The organism is Clostridium paraputrificum (genome assembly GCF_900447045.1).
In the GTDB taxonomy this organism is placed as follows: domain Bacteria; phylum Bacillota; class Clostridia; order Clostridiales; family Clostridiaceae; genus Clostridium; species Clostridium paraputrificum.
Map to the genome: position 1 here is coordinate 59054 of NZ_UAWH01000016.1, position 17776 is coordinate 76829.

At 30.3% G+C, this 17776-nt stretch carries 21 protein-coding genes; 1 reads left to right on the plus strand and 20 read right to left on the minus strand.

The genetic code is table 11. The features are described 5' to 3' along the window. Window positions 1-3 precede the first annotated feature (3 nt). Complete coding sequence (locus DR024_RS13565; protein ID WP_027097526.1) at window positions 4-1527, minus strand: YifB family Mg chelatase-like AAA ATPase; 1524 nt, start codon at window positions 1525-1527, stop codon at window positions 4-6. Window positions 1528-1679: 152 nt separating this feature from the next. Here DR024_RS13565 and DR024_RS13570 point away from each other — a divergent pair, with 152 nt between their 5' ends. Beyond that, window positions 1680-2036: a YraN family protein gene (locus DR024_RS13570; protein ID WP_242829702.1), complete on the plus strand. Its 357-nt coding sequence runs from the start codon at window positions 1680-1682 to the stop codon at window positions 2034-2036. 55 nt (window positions 2037-2091) lie between these two features. Here the strand turns inward: DR024_RS13570 and DR024_RS13575 are convergent, their stop codons facing one another. The 19 genes from DR024_RS13575 to DR024_RS13660 all read right to left on the minus strand — a co-directional run bounded on the left by DR024_RS13575 (window position 2092) and on the right by DR024_RS13660 (window position 17775). Further along, window positions 2092-2898, minus strand: a complete 807-nt coding sequence (locus tag DR024_RS13575) for a ribonuclease HII (protein WP_027097524.1) — start codon at window positions 2896-2898, stop codon at window positions 2092-2094. Between the two features lie 16 nt (window positions 2899-2914). Then, window positions 2915-3757 carry a ribosome biogenesis GTPase YlqF gene (gene ylqF, locus DR024_RS13580; protein ID WP_027097523.1) on the minus strand — a complete coding sequence of 281 codons (843 nt, stop codon included), beginning with the start codon at window positions 3755-3757 and terminating at the stop codon, window positions 2915-2917. Window positions 3758-3838: 81 nt separating this feature from the next. Next, window positions 3839-4186 (minus strand): 50S ribosomal protein L19, encoded by a 348-nt coding sequence (gene rplS, locus DR024_RS13585; RefSeq protein ID WP_027097522.1) that lies wholly within the window; start codon window positions 4184-4186, stop codon window positions 3839-3841. Window positions 4187-4306: 120 nt separating this feature from the next. Continuing rightward, window positions 4307-5023 carry a tRNA (guanosine(37)-N1)-methyltransferase TrmD gene (gene trmD, locus DR024_RS13590; RefSeq protein ID WP_111919026.1) on the minus strand — a complete coding sequence of 239 codons (717 nt, stop codon included), beginning with the start codon at window positions 5021-5023 and terminating at the stop codon, window positions 4307-4309. Beyond that, window positions 5013-5510, minus strand: a complete 498-nt coding sequence (gene rimM / locus DR024_RS13595) for a ribosome maturation factor RimM (protein WP_027097520.1) — start codon at window positions 5508-5510, stop codon at window positions 5013-5015. Before rimM ends, trmD begins: the two co-directional genes overlap by 11 nt. A gap of 58 nt (window positions 5511-5568) precedes the next feature. Further along, the gene (locus tag DR024_RS13600; protein ID WP_027097519.1) at window positions 5569-5796 is read right to left on the minus strand and encodes a KH domain-containing protein; all 228 of its coding nucleotides are present in this window, start codon (window positions 5794-5796) and stop codon (window positions 5569-5571) included. A 46-nt stretch (window positions 5797-5842) separates the two neighbouring features. Then, a complete protein-coding gene (rpsP, locus tag DR024_RS13605; RefSeq protein ID WP_027097518.1) occupies window positions 5843-6088 on the minus strand; it encodes a 30S ribosomal protein S16 in 246 nt (81 codons plus the stop codon). A gap of 36 nt (window positions 6089-6124) precedes the next feature. After that, entirely contained in the window at window positions 6125-7480 is a 1356-nt protein-coding gene (ffh, locus tag DR024_RS13610) for a signal recognition particle protein (RefSeq protein WP_027097517.1), read from the minus strand. Window positions 7481-7499: 19 nt separating this feature from the next. Further along, window positions 7500-7829, minus strand: coding sequence for a putative DNA-binding protein (locus DR024_RS13615; RefSeq protein WP_027097516.1), 330 nt, complete (start codon window positions 7827-7829; stop codon window positions 7500-7502). An 81-nt stretch (window positions 7830-7910) separates the two neighbouring features. Beyond that, window positions 7911-8822 (minus strand): signal recognition particle-docking protein FtsY, encoded by a 912-nt coding sequence (gene ftsY, locus DR024_RS13620; RefSeq protein ID WP_027097515.1) that lies wholly within the window; start codon window positions 8820-8822, stop codon window positions 7911-7913. A 17-nt stretch (window positions 8823-8839) separates the two neighbouring features. Next, window positions 8840-12394, minus strand: a complete 3555-nt coding sequence (gene smc, locus DR024_RS13625; protein WP_027097514.1) for a chromosome segregation protein SMC — start codon at window positions 12392-12394, stop codon at window positions 8840-8842. Between the two features lie 15 nt (window positions 12395-12409). After that, a complete protein-coding gene (locus DR024_RS17905) occupies window positions 12410-12505 on the minus strand; it encodes a DUF4044 domain-containing protein (protein WP_195259236.1) in 96 nt (31 codons plus the stop codon). 124 nt (window positions 12506-12629) lie between these two features. Further along, window positions 12630-13628, minus strand: coding sequence for an elongator complex protein 3 (locus DR024_RS13630; RefSeq protein WP_027097513.1), 999 nt, complete (start codon window positions 13626-13628; stop codon window positions 12630-12632). After that, window positions 13621-14319: a ribonuclease III gene (gene rnc, locus DR024_RS13635; RefSeq protein ID WP_027097512.1), complete on the minus strand. Its 699-nt coding sequence runs from the start codon at window positions 14317-14319 to the stop codon at window positions 13621-13623. The genes DR024_RS13630 and rnc overlap by 8 nt, the downstream gene beginning before the upstream one ends. 98 nt (window positions 14320-14417) lie before the next feature. Beyond that, on the minus strand, window positions 14418-14648 hold the full coding sequence (gene acpP, locus DR024_RS13640) for an acyl carrier protein (RefSeq protein ID WP_027097511.1): 231 nt from the start codon (window positions 14646-14648) through the stop codon (window positions 14418-14420). Window positions 14649-14732: 84 nt separating this feature from the next. Then, on the minus strand, window positions 14733-15731 hold the full coding sequence (gene plsX, locus DR024_RS13645) for a phosphate acyltransferase PlsX (RefSeq protein WP_099313303.1): 999 nt from the start codon (window positions 15729-15731) through the stop codon (window positions 14733-14735). A gap of 55 nt (window positions 15732-15786) precedes the next feature. Next, window positions 15787-15969, minus strand: a complete 183-nt coding sequence (gene rpmF / locus DR024_RS13650; protein ID WP_027097509.1) for a 50S ribosomal protein L32 — start codon at window positions 15967-15969, stop codon at window positions 15787-15789. Window positions 15970-15971: 2 nt separating this feature from the next. Then, on the minus strand, window positions 15972-16481 hold the full coding sequence (locus DR024_RS13655; protein WP_027097508.1) for a YceD family protein: 510 nt from the start codon (window positions 16479-16481) through the stop codon (window positions 15972-15974). A gap of 97 nt (window positions 16482-16578) precedes the next feature. Next, window positions 16579-17775 carry an acetate/propionate family kinase gene (locus DR024_RS13660; protein WP_027097507.1) on the minus strand — a complete coding sequence of 399 codons (1197 nt, stop codon included), beginning with the start codon at window positions 17773-17775 and terminating at the stop codon, window positions 16579-16581. Window position 17776 lies beyond the last annotated feature (1 nt).

Sequence of the window (17776 nt, forward strand, 5' to 3'; positions counted from 1 at the left end):
CCTTTACACAATTTCTCCATGATAATCCCTCCTATAATTTATTCCCTCCAGAATATTTTCTTCTAATATATCCTTATTCCCATCTAGGTCTGCAATAGTTCTAGATATCTTTATAAGCTTTCCATATCCTCTTAATGAAGGACTATTTAAGTCAAAATAGTTTTCTAATATTCTCTCTATATTTTTTGAAACTCTACACAATTCAAAAACATCTTTTCCTCTTATTTCAGAATTATATTTATATTTAGTTCCTTTTAACCTTCCTCTCTGAACTTCTGTTGCCTTAATTACTCTCTCTTTCATTTTCAAGGAAGAATACATTTCATTATTATTTCTTATTTCTTTATATCCTACCTTTGGTACATAATTATATAGATCAATTCTATCCCTTAAAGCTTTTGACATTCTATTTAAATATTTCATTTTTTGATTATCACTACAATTACATCCATCTGAATCCCCACTTTCTAGTCCACTCTTACCACATGGACAAACATTAAAGGAACCTATCATTATAAAATTGCATGGTAATTCATAACTTCCATATAATCTATTAATTTTTATCTTTCCTTCTTCTAATGGTTCTCTCAAAACCTCTAGTACATCTCTTTTAAACTCTAATATCTCATCTAAAAACAGTACTCCTCTATGAGCCAAAGTAATTTCTCCAGCTTTAGCAATATTTCCTCCACCAATTAAAGCTCCTTTTGTAATAGAGTGATGAGGATTTCTAAAGGGTCTTTTTACATTACATAATTTATCATTTCCTGCTATACTATAAACCTTAGCAACTTCAAGTTCTTCCTCTTTAGTTAAATCAGGCAATATGGATTGAAGCGCATTTGCTAACATAGTTTTTCCTGCTCCTGTACTACCATAAATAAGTATATTATGATTTCCTGCAGCAACTATTTCCATTGCTCTTTTAGAACTTTCTTGCCCTATAATATCACTGAAATCTAAATAGTTTTCCTTAGAAACTTCTTCTAATAAAAATGAATCATAAGGTAACATATCTTTATAATTCAAAAAAGATATACTTTCTCTTAAATTACTAAAAGGATAATATTTCGCTTCCTTAATATATTTACATTCATTTAGGTTTTCATAAGGTAATACAAAATTCATTTTCCCTTCACTAACACCAGCTAGTATTATTGGAAGTGTCCCCTTTACCCCTTTAATATCTCCTGCTAATGATAACTCTCCAAACAAAATGTAATCTTCTATATATTTAGAGTTAATTTGTCTAGAACAGGCTAGTATGCCAATAGCAATAGGTAAATCTAATAATGATCCTATCTTTTTTACATCTGCTGGTGCTAAGTTAACTACTATCCTTCCTAGAGGAAATTCAAATCCGCTATTTACTATTGCTGATCTCACTCTTTCTTTTGCTTCTTTTATTGCAGCATCTGGTAATCCAACAATATTGAAGTACGGAATTCCTCTTGTAATATCAACTTCAACATCTATAAGCTGCCCTTCTAATCCAGAGTAGGTGGCACTAATTATTTTTATTGCCATGCGCTCAATCCCTTCTATACAATTTCCTCTTAGATTATTACCAATATAATTTATACTAAACATAAAATCTTGCTTGCATTAACCAAATAAAGGTAATAATTATTTATATAAATATAAAAATATATAAATATGGGAGTTATAAAATGAAAAATATGAAGAAACTACTAGGTAACCACGGCGAAGACATTGCCGCTAATTATTATTTAAATAACGGCTATACTATTCTTGATAGAAATTTTCTAATTAAAAAAGGTGAGATGGATCTAATTGTTAAAAAAAATGACGTCATAGTATTTGTTGAAGTGAAATCTAGAAGCAATAACTCCTTCGGTACCCCTTGTGAATCTGTAACATTCTCAAAGCAAAAAAATATAAAGTACTTATCTAAATACTATTTAACTATTCATAATCTCTATAACTATTATGTTAGATATGATGTGGCAGAAATATATTTTAACTACTACGATAATTCGTACAAATTAAATATAATAAGTGATGCTTTTAGATAAAATTAAAAACAAAAAAAAGAACTCTTAAATAAATCTTTAGAGTTCTTTTAGAGAGTTATAATATTTTTGTTAAAAAACTTTTTCTATGTATTTCACATGGCCCAATTGTTTTTAAAGCTTCTACATGCTTAACAGTTCCATACCCAGCATTTTCATCAAAATAATATTCAGGATACTTCTTTGAATATTCTTTCATTAAGTTATCTCTATATACCTTTGCTAAGATCGAAGCTGCAGCAATAGTAGCACTTTTAGCATCACCTTTAATAACATATTTATTCTCTATAGTGATATTTTTTACCAAGTAACCATCAGACAAAACTAAATCTGGTTTTATTTTTAATCCATAGCATGCTTCTAAGAATACATTATTATTACAATAAGCAATTCCTTTACTGTCTATCTCTTCATTTGATGCTTGGGCTATATGATATGCAAGTGCTTTTTCTTTTATTATTTGAGCTAATTCTTCCCTCTTCTTTTCAGAAATCTTTTTAGAGTCATTAAGCCATAAAATTAACTCGTCATCCATTGCATTTAAATCTAAAATTACAGCACAAGACACAATAGGGCCAGCAAGTGGACCTCTTCCCACTTCATCTACCCCCGCAATATATTGATAGTTTCCAAAATTCTTATCAAAAGCATACATTTCTTTAACTCTAGAAATCTCTTTCATAATTTTATCTCTATTCTTTTGAAGAGATTCTCCTAGTTTTACAACATTTTTTCTACTATCAGAAAGAAGTAAGTCAATATATCTTTTAACTAATTCGCTATTATAATCTTCTTCTATATTTATATTAGAAACAATTTTCTTTATCTCATTAAACTTAAGTTGATTAAAATCTACACTATTCATACCCTAATACCTTTCACTATGGACGTTCCAAAGTTATATTTCCAATTTTTCCGCCTCTAAATTCATCTAAAAGAATAACTGCTATTCTCATATAATCAATTTCGTTGCCCTTCATTAAACATCCTCTTTTTCTAGCTATAGCATCCAAAGTATCTAAAGGATTTTCAAAAATCTCATCTATTTTATATCTTTCTTTTAATTTTTCAGGATAATAAGTTTGTAATCTTTCTACAAGCTTATAAGCTAATTCTTCTGAATCCATTACTTCATCCTTAATAGCTCCAGTAAAAGCAAGATTTAATGCTGTTTCTTCATCTTCAAACTTTGGCCATAAAACACCTGGAGTATCAAGCATTTCTACACCTAATGGAGTTTTTATCCATTGCTTATTTTTAGTAACTCCAGCTCTATCTCCTGTTTTAGCTATATTATTCTTAGCCATTTTATTTATAAATGTAGACTTACCGCAGTTAGGAACTCCTACAACCATTACTCTTGTTATTATTTTTACTAAACCTTTTGCCTTTAATCTATCATGCTTTTCTTTTAATAACTCCAGAATTGCAGGCTTAATTGCATTAAGACCACTTCCAGTTAAACAATTAACTTCAAGTACCTTAACATTTTCAGAGGACAAGTGCTTAATCCATTGCTTTGTAACACTCTTTTCTGTTAAATCACTCTTGTTTAATAAAATTATTCTTGGCTTATCTCCCACCAATTTATCTATATCTGGATTTGCTGAACTTCTAGGAATTCTAGCATCCCTTATTTCTATAACAGCATCAACTAACTTTAAATTTTCTTTTATTTCTCTTTGAGTCTTTTTCATATGACCTGGAAACCAGTTTATTGCCATATAATTTCCCTCCTTTACGCTAGTTTAATTCTAAATATTAAAAAAGGAGACTTCATAAAAGTCCCCATTTTTATAAAGAAATTATCTAACTAATTCTTTAACCTTAGCAGCCTTACCTACTCTGTCTCTTAAGTAGTATAACTTAGCTCTTCTTACTTTACCTCTTCTAGTAACTTCAATCTTTTCGATGATTGGAGCGTTCATAGGGAAAGTTCTTTCAACACCAGTTCCATAAGCAACTCTTCTTACAGTGAAAGTTTCTCTGATTCCACCGTTTTGCTTCTTAATAACTGTTCCTTCGAAAGCTTGAACTCTTTCTCTGTTACCTTCTTTAATTTTTACGTGAACTCTTACGTTGTCCCCAACGTTGAATTGTGGTAAATCAGTTCTGATTTGTTCTTGCTCTATAGCTCTTAATATTTCGTTCATTGTGCATTCCCTCCTTAAAGATAATTTGACGTTCTTACCGAAGCCTAGTTCAGCAGAGGAGCGCCCGTACTAGCACAAACTATATTCTAGCATACAACTTTATCTAACGCAACATAAATATTATAATCTATCATCCTTTAAAATTTTTATATCCTCTTTAGTAAGTTGGAGATTTTTATAGAGATCTTTTCTTCTTTCTTTTGTTATAAGTAAAGATTGTTTTCTTCTCCACTTTCTTATATTTTCGTGATGACCTGAAAGCAATACCTCAGGTACTCTTTCATCTTCATACACTTCTGGTCTAGTATATTGTGGATATTCTAATAAACCATCAGAATGAGATTCGTCCATAAAACTTTCTTCTTTACCTAAAACACCTGGTATAAGCCTTAAAACAGAATCAATAATAGGAATAGCTGCCATTTCTCCTCCAGTAAGAACAAAATCACCTAAAGATACTTCCATATCAATATGCTTATATGCTCTTTCATCTATACCTTCATAATGACCACATAAGAAAATTAAATTTTCTTCTTTTGAAAGTTCTTGTGCCATTTCTTGATTAAAGGTTTTACCTCTAGGTCCTAGAAAAATTACCTTTCCTGAATTCTTTTCTTTTGCAGCTTTTATAGAATCAATTATTGGTTGAGGTGTCATAACCATTCCTGCACCTCCACCATATGGGTAATCATCAACTTTCTTATGTTTGTTTAAAGAATAATCTCTTATATTATAATACTCTAAATTTACAAGATCTTTTTCCCTTGCTCTTCCTATAATAGAATGATCAAATATGGAAAACATCTCTGGAAAGAGAGTTAAAATACTAATCCTCATCTTGCCATTCTCCTACTGGTCTTATAAGAACTTTCTTTTCATCTATATTAACATCTAACACTATATCTCTTAGAACTGGAATTAATAATTGTTTAGGTTTCTCAATCCAATAAACATCATTATTAGGAGTTTGTAGTACATCGTATATTTTACCTAAATCTTTTCCATTTGTATCATATACTGTACATCCCACTAAATCTACAACATAATAAGTATCCTCTGGAAGTTCAGGCTCTTGATCCCTTAAAACTTGTAGATACTTTTGTTTATACATTTCCGCATCATTCATAGAATCGATTCCCTCTAATTTAAGAATAACTCTATCCTTTTGAAACTTTACTCCTTGGATTTCAACCCACTTATTATCGATTAAAACTTTTCCATATCTTTTAAAATTGTTAACATCATCAGTAAAAGCCATTACCTTTACTTCTCCTTTTATTCCATGAGTATTAACAATTTGACCTACTTTGAAATATTCACTCACACTTGTTCCCTCCTGTGTAAATGTATAAAAAGAGTTAGGGTGTACCTAACTCTTTCATTTAGATTATTTCTACTACTACTCTTTTTTCTTCTTTAATTGCTGCAGCCTTTACTACGGTTCTAATAGCTTTCGCTATTCTTCCTTGTTTCCCAATAACTTTACCCATATCATCTTGAGCAACTTTAAGTTCTAAAATAATTGATTGCTCACCAACTACTTCATTTACTTCAACTTGCTCTGGATGATCAACTAAAGCTTTGGCTAATATTTCAACTAATTCTTTCATATAGTGCCTGTAATTATACTATAACTACAGTGTTCACCTCCAAAAATTACTTGTTAAGGCCTGCTTGGTCGAATAATCTCTTAACTACATCTGTAGGTTGAGCACCATCGTTTAACCATTTAGTAGCTTTTTCTTCATTAATCTTAACTTCAGCTGGTTCAGTTATTGGATTGTAGTATCCAATTTCTTCGATGAATCTACCATCTCTTGGGCTTCTTGAATCAGCAACTACTATTCTGTAGAAAGGAGCCTTCTTAGCACCCATTCTTCTTAGTCTTATCTTTACTGCCATTGTAATTTCACCTCCTTTTAAAATATACTTATATTTCTAACTCATGAAAGGCATTTTTCCAAATAAACCTTTTCTAGATTTCTTTGTTAATGATTTAACCTGTTTCATTTGTTTCTTCATTGCTTCATAGCCTTTAATAAGTTTATTAACTTCTTGAATTGTTGTACCTGCACCTAATGCAACCCTCTTCTTTCTGGAAGATGATCCAATTAAAAGTGAAGGATTTCTTCTTTCCTTTAAAGTCATTGATTGAATAATAGCTTTAGTTTTATCTAATTGCTTTTCACTCTTTTCAAAATCAATTTTTCCAACATTTTGAGACTCCATTCCAGGAATCATCTCCATAATCTTGTTTAAAGGACCAAGCTTCTTCATCTGTTCCATTGCAGTTAAAAAGTCTTCAAAATTCAGTTCATTGGTCATCATCTTCTTAGCTAAGTCACCAGCTTCTTTTTCATCAATAGCCTCTTGTGCCTTTTCTATTAAAGACAATACATCTCCCATCCCCAAAATTCTTGATGCCATTCTCTCTGGATGGAAAACTTCGAAATCGCTCATTTTTTCCCCTACACCAATATACTTAATTGGCTTTTCAGTAATGCTTCTTATTGATAAAGCTGCACCACCTCTTGTGTCACCATCTAACTTTGTTAAGATAACTCCTGAAACATCAAGTTCTTTATTAAAACTTTCTGCAACATTAACAGCATCTTGACCAGTCATGGAATCAACAACCAATAGTATTTCGTTAGGCTCAACTGCAGATTTTACATCTTTAAGTTCTTGCATAAGCTCTTCATCAATATGTAATCTACCAGCTGTATCTATAATAATTACATTATTACCATCATTTCTTCCTTGTTTAATTGCTGCCTTAGCAATATCAACAGGTGATACTTTATCTCCCATAGTAAATACAGGAATATCTATTTGTTTACCAACTACTTGTAATTGCTTAATTGCTGCAGGTCTATATATATCACATGCAACTAATAAAGGTTTTTTATTATCCTTCCTTAATTGAAGTGCTAATTTTCCACACATAGTTGTTTTACCAGCACCTTGTAAACCTACTAGCATAATTACAGTTGGTCCATAACTTGAATAATTTAATTTACTCTCACTACCGCCCATAAGATTAGTAAGTTCTTCGTTAACTATTTTTATAACTTGTTGCCCTGGTGTTAAGCTTTCTAGAACGTCGCCTCCAACACACTTAGAACTCACATTAGATACAAAGTTTTTTACAACCTTATAGTTAACATCTGCTTCTAATAAAGCAAGCTTTACCTCTCTCATAGCCTCTTTTATATCTTTTTCATTAAGCTTCCCTTTTCCCCTTAATTTCTTAAAGGTACTTTGAAGTTTTTCTGATAATCCTTCAAAAGCCATATTAAACCTCCTAAATATATTACAACTCTTCTAACTTAAATCTTAATTCTTCAAGTTCTTCATTAGATAAAGAATACTTTTCCTTAAAGTCTTTTAAAAGAACTGTAATCTTTTTTTCACGTTTTATACTCTTTTGAAGTAAGTGAAGCTTACTCTCATATGATAGAAGTAGCTTGTAACATCTTTTAATTAAATCATGGATAGCTTGACGGCTTGTGTTATTTAATTCAGCAATTTCAGCCAAGGATAAATCCTCATTATAATAAAGCTCCATAATGTTACCTTGTTTTTCTGTTAATAATGGACCATAAAAATCCATTAATAAAGAAATTTCAACTCTATCTTCCATATAATCACCTTACCCACAAAAGAGATAATAACAGAATAATTTATAGGTGTCAAGTATTTTTACTTAACACCTTTTGAAATATTAAAATAAAGCTTCTGCAAAAGCTTCTGCATCAAATTCTTGTAAATCCTCTATACCTTCTCCAACTCCAATATACCTAACTGGAATATTTAAGGTTTGTTTAATTGATATTACAACTCCACCCTTTGCAGTACCATCTAACTTTGTAAGTATTATTCCGTCTATAGGACATGCTTCCATAAATTGTTTTGCTTGTATAACAGCATTTTGTCCTGTTGTTCCATCCAATACTAATAAAGTTTCTTTTTTAGCTTCACTATATTCCCTATCAATTATTCTATTTATTTTGGATAATTCATTCATAAGATTCTTTTTATTGTGCAGTCTACCTGCAGTATCACAAATAAGTATATCTGCACTTCTTGATTTTGCAGCAGTTACAGCGTCAAATACTACAGCTGCAGGGTCTGACCCTTCACTTTGCTTAATTATATCAACACCAGCTCTTTGACTCCACACCTCTAACTGGTCAATGGCAGCAGCTCTAAAGGTATCAGCAGCTGCTAGAAGAACTTTTTTACCTTCTGCTTTATTCTTTGCTGCAAGTTTTCCAATAGAAGTTGTTTTACCAACTCCATTAACACCAATAACTAAAAGAACCCTTCTGCCTTCTTTATCTTCCTCTTCTTCAGCTCCTTCCATCATCATCTCTTTAATAACAGATTTTAATGTTGGAATCACTAACTCTGTATCATTTATTTTTTCTTTTCTAATCTTCTCTCTTAGCTTTTCTATGATTTCCATAGTTGTATCCATACCAATATCAGAAGTTATTAAAATTTCTTCTAACTCTTCATACAAATCCTCATCGATTGTTACTGCTAACTTTAAAGCTTCGTTAATCTTATCAGTTAATCCATTTCTTGTTTTTGATAATCCATCCTTAAGTTTGTCAAATAACTTTCCAAACATATTTTTTCCTCCTAGTTCTATTTTGTTAAGTCTACTGATACAACCTTTGATATACCCTTTTCCTCCATTGTAACTCCATACATTACATCACTAGCTTCCATTGTACCTTTTCTGTGAGTAATAACTATAAACTGAGTTCCTTTAGAGAATTCTTTCAAGAATTCAGCATATCTATATACATTAGCATCATCAAGTGCTGCTTCAATTTCATCTAATATACAGAATGGAGTTGGCTTCATCTTTAATATTGCAAACAGTAATGCAATGGCAGATAAAACTTTTTCTCCCCCTGACATAAGATTAATGTTTTGAAGTTTCTTTCCTGGTGGCTCTACATTTATATCTATATTTGCAGTTAATTCATCACCTTCTGCAAGAATAAGTTCTGCGCTACCCCCTTTAAATAATTCTTTAAAAGTTTCATTGAAGTTTTTATTTAACACCTTAAAATTTTCCTTAAATAATTCCTTCATTTTGGTAGTCATTTCATATATTACAGATAAAAGTTCTTCTTTTGATTTTTGTAAATCTTCTTCTTGAGAAGACATGAATTCATACTTTTCTTTAACTTCATCATACTCTTCAATTGCAGCTAAATTAACAGTTCCAAGAGCTGTAATTTTTCTTTTATAGCTATTAATACTTTCTTTTATATCATGGACATTCTCAATATTTACTGCTATTTCTTGTGCTTCAGCTAATGTAAGGTCCAACTCCTCATTTAACTTTGTATAATGATTATCTTTTTCCATTTCATATTTAGCTCTCTGCACTTCTTGCTTGTTTAATTCGCCTTCTTCTTTATTTATTATATCTAAGGTTTCATTTATTAAACTATCTTTAATCTTAAAGTCTTCTTTTAATTTAGCTTTTTCTAATTCCTCTTCTTTAAAACTTTCCTCAAGTTCAACAAGTCTATTCTTCTCTATCTCAATTCTGTCTAATCTTTCATGTATATTATTATTTAAAATTTGAACATTCTCTCTATTGTCTTTATTTTCATCTTCCATGAACTTAGCTTTTGAGATATTCTCATCTATTTCTTTTTCTTTCCTTGATATTTCACTTAACTTACCAGTTAATGCTTCATCTAAAGATGCCTTATTAACCTTAAGTTCTGTAATATATTCTCTTTCTTTATTAAGCTTCTCCCTAGCAATCTTTAATTCATCTTCTAGTGATACAGCTCTTTCTTTATTCCAACTATTTTGTTCTTCTATTTTTTCTAACTCATTAGTTTTTTCATTTAACTTATTCTTTAAGCTTTGTATATCTTCGTCATTTCTTTTAGACTCAAGCTTAGAAACCTCTAAACTATTTTTTAGCTTTTCAGATTCATTTTTCAAAGAAATTATTTCAGATTCATTCTTTGCAACCTCAACATTTTTAGCATGAATTTCATCTCTGTCATTTAATATACTTTCATCCAAATCCGATACTTTCTTTTTAAAACTATTGTACTCATTTAAAGCTTCTTGTAATTTTTGCTTTTTACTTTCTAATAGTTCACCTATCTCTTCAATTTCTCTTTTTCTACCAAGAATATTAGTATGCTTCCCTTGTATACTTCCACCAGTTAAAGCTCCTCCTGGAGATATTAATTCTCCTGATAAAGTTACTATTCTATAACTATTATTACTATTTCTTGATAGTCTTAAGGCTGAATCCATATCACTACATACAATAGTTCTTCCTAAAACATTATTAATAGCTTTAGTATACTTATCATCATATTTTATTATATCTGATGCTATTCCAATAAATCCTTCCATTGAAGTAATTCTAGAATCCAACGACAGCTTGTTTCCTCTTATATTATCTAGAGGTAAAAATGTTGCCCTTCCTATATTATTCTTTTTTAAATAATTAATAAGGTCTTTTGCTACCCTTTCATTCTCAGTAATTACATTGGATATACCAGCACCTAAAGCTATTTCTATAGCTGTTTCATAATCTTTTTCAACAGTAAAAACTTCTCCAAGAACTTTAGTTCCATCTGCTTTTGGTGTTAAGCCCTTCTCTATTCTTTCCATAAGAATTTTTACTGATCTATTATATCCTTCATAATGCTTTTCTAAATTGGATAACATATTTTTATTTGCTTCAAGTTCATTAATATTTTTATTAAAAAGTTTTATCTCATTATCCTTTTTGGTTATTTTAGAATTTAATATTCCTATTTCTTTTCTCTTCTCATATATAGAAGCTTCTAAATTTCCTATTTCACCTTTTATTGTCTCTACTTTATTTTTCAAACTTTCTAAAGTAGCTATATTTATCTTTATATTTCCTTCTAAAGACTGAATAGAAGATTTTAATGTTTGTTCCTTTTCAACCCTTAACTTAATTTCATTATTTATTAATGTAAGAGAGTTTTTAATTTCAGAATTACCTCTTAATAACTCAAATTCATCCTCTTTTAATTTTTTAAGTTCTTCATCCATATTATTAATATTTTTTATGGATTCGCTATTCTTATTTTCTAATAAAGAGATTTCTTCTTCCTTCTCTCTTTGTTCTTCTCTTTTTATTAAAAGTTCCTGTTCAACTCTATCTCTTTCCTCTTTGATAATAGAAATCTTATTCTTATACTCAGCTAAACTTAAAGTATTCTTCTCTATTATAGTTTCAAGATTTTTTATACGCTCTCTAAATACATCTATATCATTTGAGATTTTAGATATACTTTCTTTTTTCTCATAATACTCCGCTTTTTCTTGTATTGTCTTATTTTCTATTTCTTCTATCTTACTCTCTATTTCTTTTAACTTTTCTTTTTCAGTTAATAAAAGATTTTTCTTTTCATCTAATTTATTTCTCTTTTGTATTACTGCTTCACTATACTCTTTTAATGTCTTTTCAATATTATTTATATAGTGAACTAATAAAGATACTTCACTTACTCTTAACGTATCATATAACCCTCTATATTCAATAGCTTTTTCTCTCTCTATTCTTAATGGTTCAATTCTCTCTTCATATGTAGATATAATATCTCTAATTCTCACAAGGTTTTCATCTGTATTAGAAAGCTTCTTTTCAGCCTCTTCTTTTCTAGATTTATACTTTACAATACCAGCTGCTTCCTCTAATAGAGATCTTCTTTCTTCAGGTTTTCCACTAAGAATAGCTTCAATCTTACCTTGTCCTATTAATGAATATCCTTCTTTACCTATACCAGTATCCATAAATAGCTGATTTATATCCTTTAATCTACACTTAGTTCCATTTAAAAGATACTCAGTTTCACCTGATCTGAATATTCTTCTTGAAACAGTAATTTCATTGTAGTCAGAACTTAATGAACCATCTGTGTTATCAAGAGTTAAAGATACTTGTGCTAATCCTACAGGTTTTCTATATTGAGTTCCTGCAAAGATTACGTCCTCCATCTTCCCTCCTCTTAATGTCTTTACACTCTGTTCACCTAAAACCCATCTAACTGAGTCAGAAATGTTACTCTTCCCACTTCCATTTGGTCCAACTACAGCAGTTACACCCTTTTTAAACCTTAATTCTGTTTTGTCTGCAAAAGATTTAAATCCTCTTATTTCTAGCGACTTTAAAAACAATACGCCCACTCCTTACTAGTGAAATATAGCTGGAATTAATCCCAATATAAAAATAATCACCATAAATGTTGCTAATATATATTTCAATTTATCTCTTGTCTTCTTTTTCATAAAAACACTTCCTATCTTCTTTATAAGTTTATCTTAACCTTGTACAAAATTCAATATTTCTTAACTCTTAAGAATAAAATAACCCGAATTATAACTCTTCTTATAATTCAGGCTACCTCTCCATTTATTTAAAAATAATCTGTCCTCTTTCTAATGTGTCATCTGTTTGAACATCTATTTTGAATCCATCAGATAACAACTCTTTAAAATACTTTTTCTTATTTGCATATAACTTACTTAAATCTCTACTATTTAAACAGATTATTCCCTTTTTACTTTCCTTAAACACTTCACGTATCCTATCACTAATGAAACTACCTTCAACTAACTCTCTAAAGGCTGGATGGAATGGACCGTCTACAATATCTTTTCCTTCTGTAATAGTATCTGTAGGCTGAAGTCCTATTCTTATAACTTGAACACCTGCTTCCAAATACATTTTATATAACTTTTTACATATAGAAACCGCTTCATCTAGTGTATAAGGAATATACTCTCCCCTATTATACATGACTGACATTGGAGTATCCTTAATAACAAGAGAAGGATATATTCTACAAATATCAGGCTTCATACTAATAGACCTTTTAACTGTTTCTATATCTTTTTCGAAATTATCTCTAGGTAATCCAGGCATAATTTGATGTCCTAGGGTAAAACCATACTCTTTTATAAGTTTTGATGCATCTTCAACCTGCTTAATTGTATGTCCTCGTCCTGCTCCTATTAAAACATCCCCAACTAATGATTGTACTCCTAATTCAATTATATCTACACTATACTCTTGTAAATAACTCAGTATATAATCATTAATATAGTCTGGTCTAGTTGACATTCTTATCTTATCTATAAGACCTTTATCTTTATATTCTTTTGCAACAGAAAGTAATTCTCTTTGTTTTTCTTCTCTTATTCCTGTGAATGTTCCTCCAAAAAATGAAATTTCTATAGTTGCATCTTTATTATTAATTGTTTGTAAATACTCTTCAACAGTATCATATACCGTTTTTGCTGTAACACTTTCTTTTGAACCAGTTATTCTATCTTGGTTACAAAATACACACTTATGTGGACAACCTTCTTGTGGCACAAACAAAGGTATAATATAATAATTTTTACTCATCAACAACCTCCAGTTTAATTAGTGCTTCTTTTGCTGCATTTTGTTCTGCTTCTTTCTTGCTATATCCTTCGCCACTACCCAATAACTTACCTTCTACATATAAGTTAACAAAAAACTTTCTTCTATGTGGTGGACCCTCATGTTTATAAAGTTCATAATTTATATCAATATCTCCATCCTTCTGTAAGTATTCTTGTAACTTAGTTTTAAAATCTAAGATTATCTTATTATCTATAGCTTTTTTAATAATATCATTAAAATTAGTTAATATAAATTCCTTAGCAACTTCTAATCCTTTATCAATGTAAATAGCTGCAATAATAGCTTCTACTGCATCAGCTTGTATAGATATTCTATCCCTACCACCAGTTAACTCTTCACCCTTGCTCATCATTATAAAATCAGATATTCCTAGCTTTCTTGCTACATTATACAAGGAGTTTTCACAAACAATTAAACTACGTAATCTTGTTAGCTCTCCTTCTAACTTGTTTTTATAATTTGAAAATAAATACTCTGTAATTGTTAACTGCAAAACAGAATCACCTAAGAACTCTAATCTTTCATTATATTGAGATTCCTTAAACTGTTTTGCATATGAGCTATGAGTAAAAGCTGTTTGTATTATTCTTTTATTATTAAAATTTATCTTCAAGTTTTTTTCTACATTACTCAAATTAAAGTTATTCATATATACCCCTCTTCTAAGTTTATTCTTCAATCTTTAGCTTACTAATAAATTCAAGAATAAACTAAAATACAAAATCCCGCGAAAGATGCGGGATTACATTATTCTTCGTGATGAGTTTTTACATAATTCACAACATCTCCAACTGTTTTAAAGTTTTCAACGTCTTCATCTGGAATTTCCATTTCTAGTTCATCTTCTAAAGCCATAATAAGTTCAACAATATCTAACGAATCCGCATTTAAATCGTCTATAAACGATGAATCTAAAGTTATTTCTTCAACATCAATGCTTAATTTATCAGCAATAATTTCTTGTATTTTTTCAAACATTATATTCACCTCCTAAGTCCTTTCATTTAGATGATAGTATATATAATTTTATTCGTCAATATAACTTATAAATAAAATCTAATATTATTTTTCTTTATGAAATTCTTTTTTCATTGTATCAAGAATTCCTCTTTCATTAAATAATATAGTTTGTCTTATAGCATTTTTAAATGCTTTCCCATCAGAACTTCCGTGTGCTTTTATACATATGTTATTAACGCCTAAAAATGGTGCACCACCAACTTCTTTATAATCAAACTTAACCATTAACTTTTTAAACACAGGTTTTAATAATGCTGCTCCTAACTTAGGTATTAAAGGTGCCGAATAAATTTCGTCTTTAATCATTTTTAAAAGAGTGGAAGCAGATCCTTCATACATCTTTAAAACTGTATTTCCAACGAACCCATCAGTGACTAATACATTAACATCTCCTGTCGGAATATCCCTTGGTTCAACATTTCCCACAAAATTAAAGTCTTCTTCCTTTAACAACTGATACGCTGCTTTTGTAAGCTCATTTCCTTTTTCTTCTTCTGCTCCAATATTTACAAGACCAATGCTGGCATTTTTAGTATCAAACATCGCTTCATAATAAATTCTGCCCATCTTTGCAAATTGAGCTAGATATTGAGGCTTACAATCCACATTTGCCCCTACGTCAACAACCATAAAGTTACCATTTCTACCTGGCATTATAGGTGCAAGTGCTGGTCTTTCAACCCCTTTAATTCTTCCTATTATAAATGTACATCCTGCTAAAAAAGCTCCTGTGCTTCCACCAGAAATAATAGCATCACATTCTCCTTCCTTAACTAAATGTAAGGCCTTTACAATACTAGAATCTTTTTTCTTTCTAACTGCCATTACAGGATGTTCATTAGTAGATATTACTTCAGTAGCATCAATTATTTTTACTCTATCCTTTGGATAATCATACTTTTTAAGTTCTTCTGCCATGATATTTTCAGGTCCAGTTATATACATCTCTACACCATCAAATTCTTTTAGTGCTTGAACAACACCCTCAACAACAGCTTGCGGTGCATGATCTCCTCCCATACCGTCTATAGCTATCTTCATATTATTATCTCCTTTTTTATCTGAATATAAAGAAAAGAAAGTCTAATGACTTTCTTTATTCTTCAGTAACTACTACTTCTTTACCCTTATAGTAACCACAGTTCTTACATACTCTGTGAGCAAGTTTCATTTCGTGACATTGTGGACACTCTACGATCCCTGGTAAGCTTGCCTTAAAAGTTTGAGCTCTTCTTGAATCTCTCTTTGCTCTATATGTCTTTCTAGCTGGATTTCCCATTGTTACACCTCCTTATTATCTAACAACGCCTTTAAGCCTGCCAATCTAAGATCTACATCTTCATTGTTACAGTTGCATGCTTCTTTATTAAGGTTAGCACCACAACTTTGGCATAGGCCTTTGCAATTTTTGCTGCAAAGTCTCTTAATAGGTAAGGTTGATATTATTGAATTTTCAACAATTTCTGTGATATCTAATGCATCACCTTTTACAAAAACAACATTTTCATCTTTACAATGTTCGCTGTTATTTGTAAACCTTTCTTCTATATCAATATCTATTGGATAGATAAAGGTATCTAGGCATCTAGAACATTTTAATTCTAAATCTACTTTAATATGAGCTTTAATCGTTATTATATCATTATCAGATGTCACTTCACCTTTAACATCTACTTCGCTTAAAGGTTTAATATAATCCCCTTCGAAATAGAATGGTTCAGTTACCACCTTATAAGTAATATCTTTTTTTCTTTCTTTTCTAGAAATAAGATCTAAAAACTGTATCTCCATAAAAATGACTCTTTTTGAGCCTTTTCACTCCTTAGCTAAAATATTTACTGAATAAACACAATTTATTATATAAACTGCATGGTTAAAAGTCAAGGGATTAATTTAACAATTCTACTGTTTCTTCTGCTATCATTAATTCTTCATTAGTTGGAACAACATAAATTTTTACTTTTGATGTATCTTTAGACACTTCTTTAAGCTCTCCACGAACTTTATTCTTATCTTTATCTATTTCAATACCAAGGAATTCAAGTCCTTCAACACATCCTTCTCTTGTTTCAATAGCATTTTCTCCTACACCAGCTGTAAATACTATTACATCTACTCCTCCCATTGCTGCCGCATAAGCACCAATTTGACATCTAACCTTATAATGATATAAATCTAAAGCTAATTTAGCTCTTTCATTATTTTCTTCATAAGCTGCTGATCTTATATCTCTAAAATCAGAACTTACTCCTGATACCCCTAATATTCCTGACTTTTTATTTAAAATATCATTAACTTCTTCTACAGAGTAACCTAACTCTTGTATTAGATAAATAACAATTGCTGGGTCTATACTTCCCGATCTAGTTCCCATAACAATTCCATCTAATGGAGTAAATCCCATAGTAGTATCTATAGCTTTTCCATTCTTAACTGCTGTTAAACTTCCTCCATTACCTAGATGGCATGTTATGATTTTTAAATCCTTTATATCCTTGCCCATAGCTTCTGCTACCTTATTAGATACATATTTGTGACTTGTTCCATGGAATCCATATTTTCTTATTCCATGCTTTTCGTACATTTCATATGGCAAAGCATACATATACGCTTCTTTTGGCATTGTACCATGGAATGCTGTATCAAAAACAACAGCCATAGGTGTATTAGCCATAAGTTTCTTACAAGCTTCTATTCCGATTATATTAGGTCTATTATGAAGAGGTGCAAGTTTTACACATTCTTCTAAATAATTCATAACTTCATCATTAACAAGTACTGATTGCGAATACTTTTCTCCACCATGAACAACTCTATGACCTACTGCATCAATTTCGCTCATATCCTTTATTATTCCATGCTCTTTATCTATTAAAGCATCTAATACATGCTTTATAGCATCCTCATGATTAACCATTTTTTCCTCAACCACGTATTTTTCTTTACCGCTTATCTTTTGAGTTAAAATTGAACCATTAATTCCTATTCTTTCTACTAACCCTTGTGCAAGCACCTCTTCATTTTCCATATTTATTAACTGATATTTTAATGATGAGCTACCACAATTGATAACAAGTACCTTCATT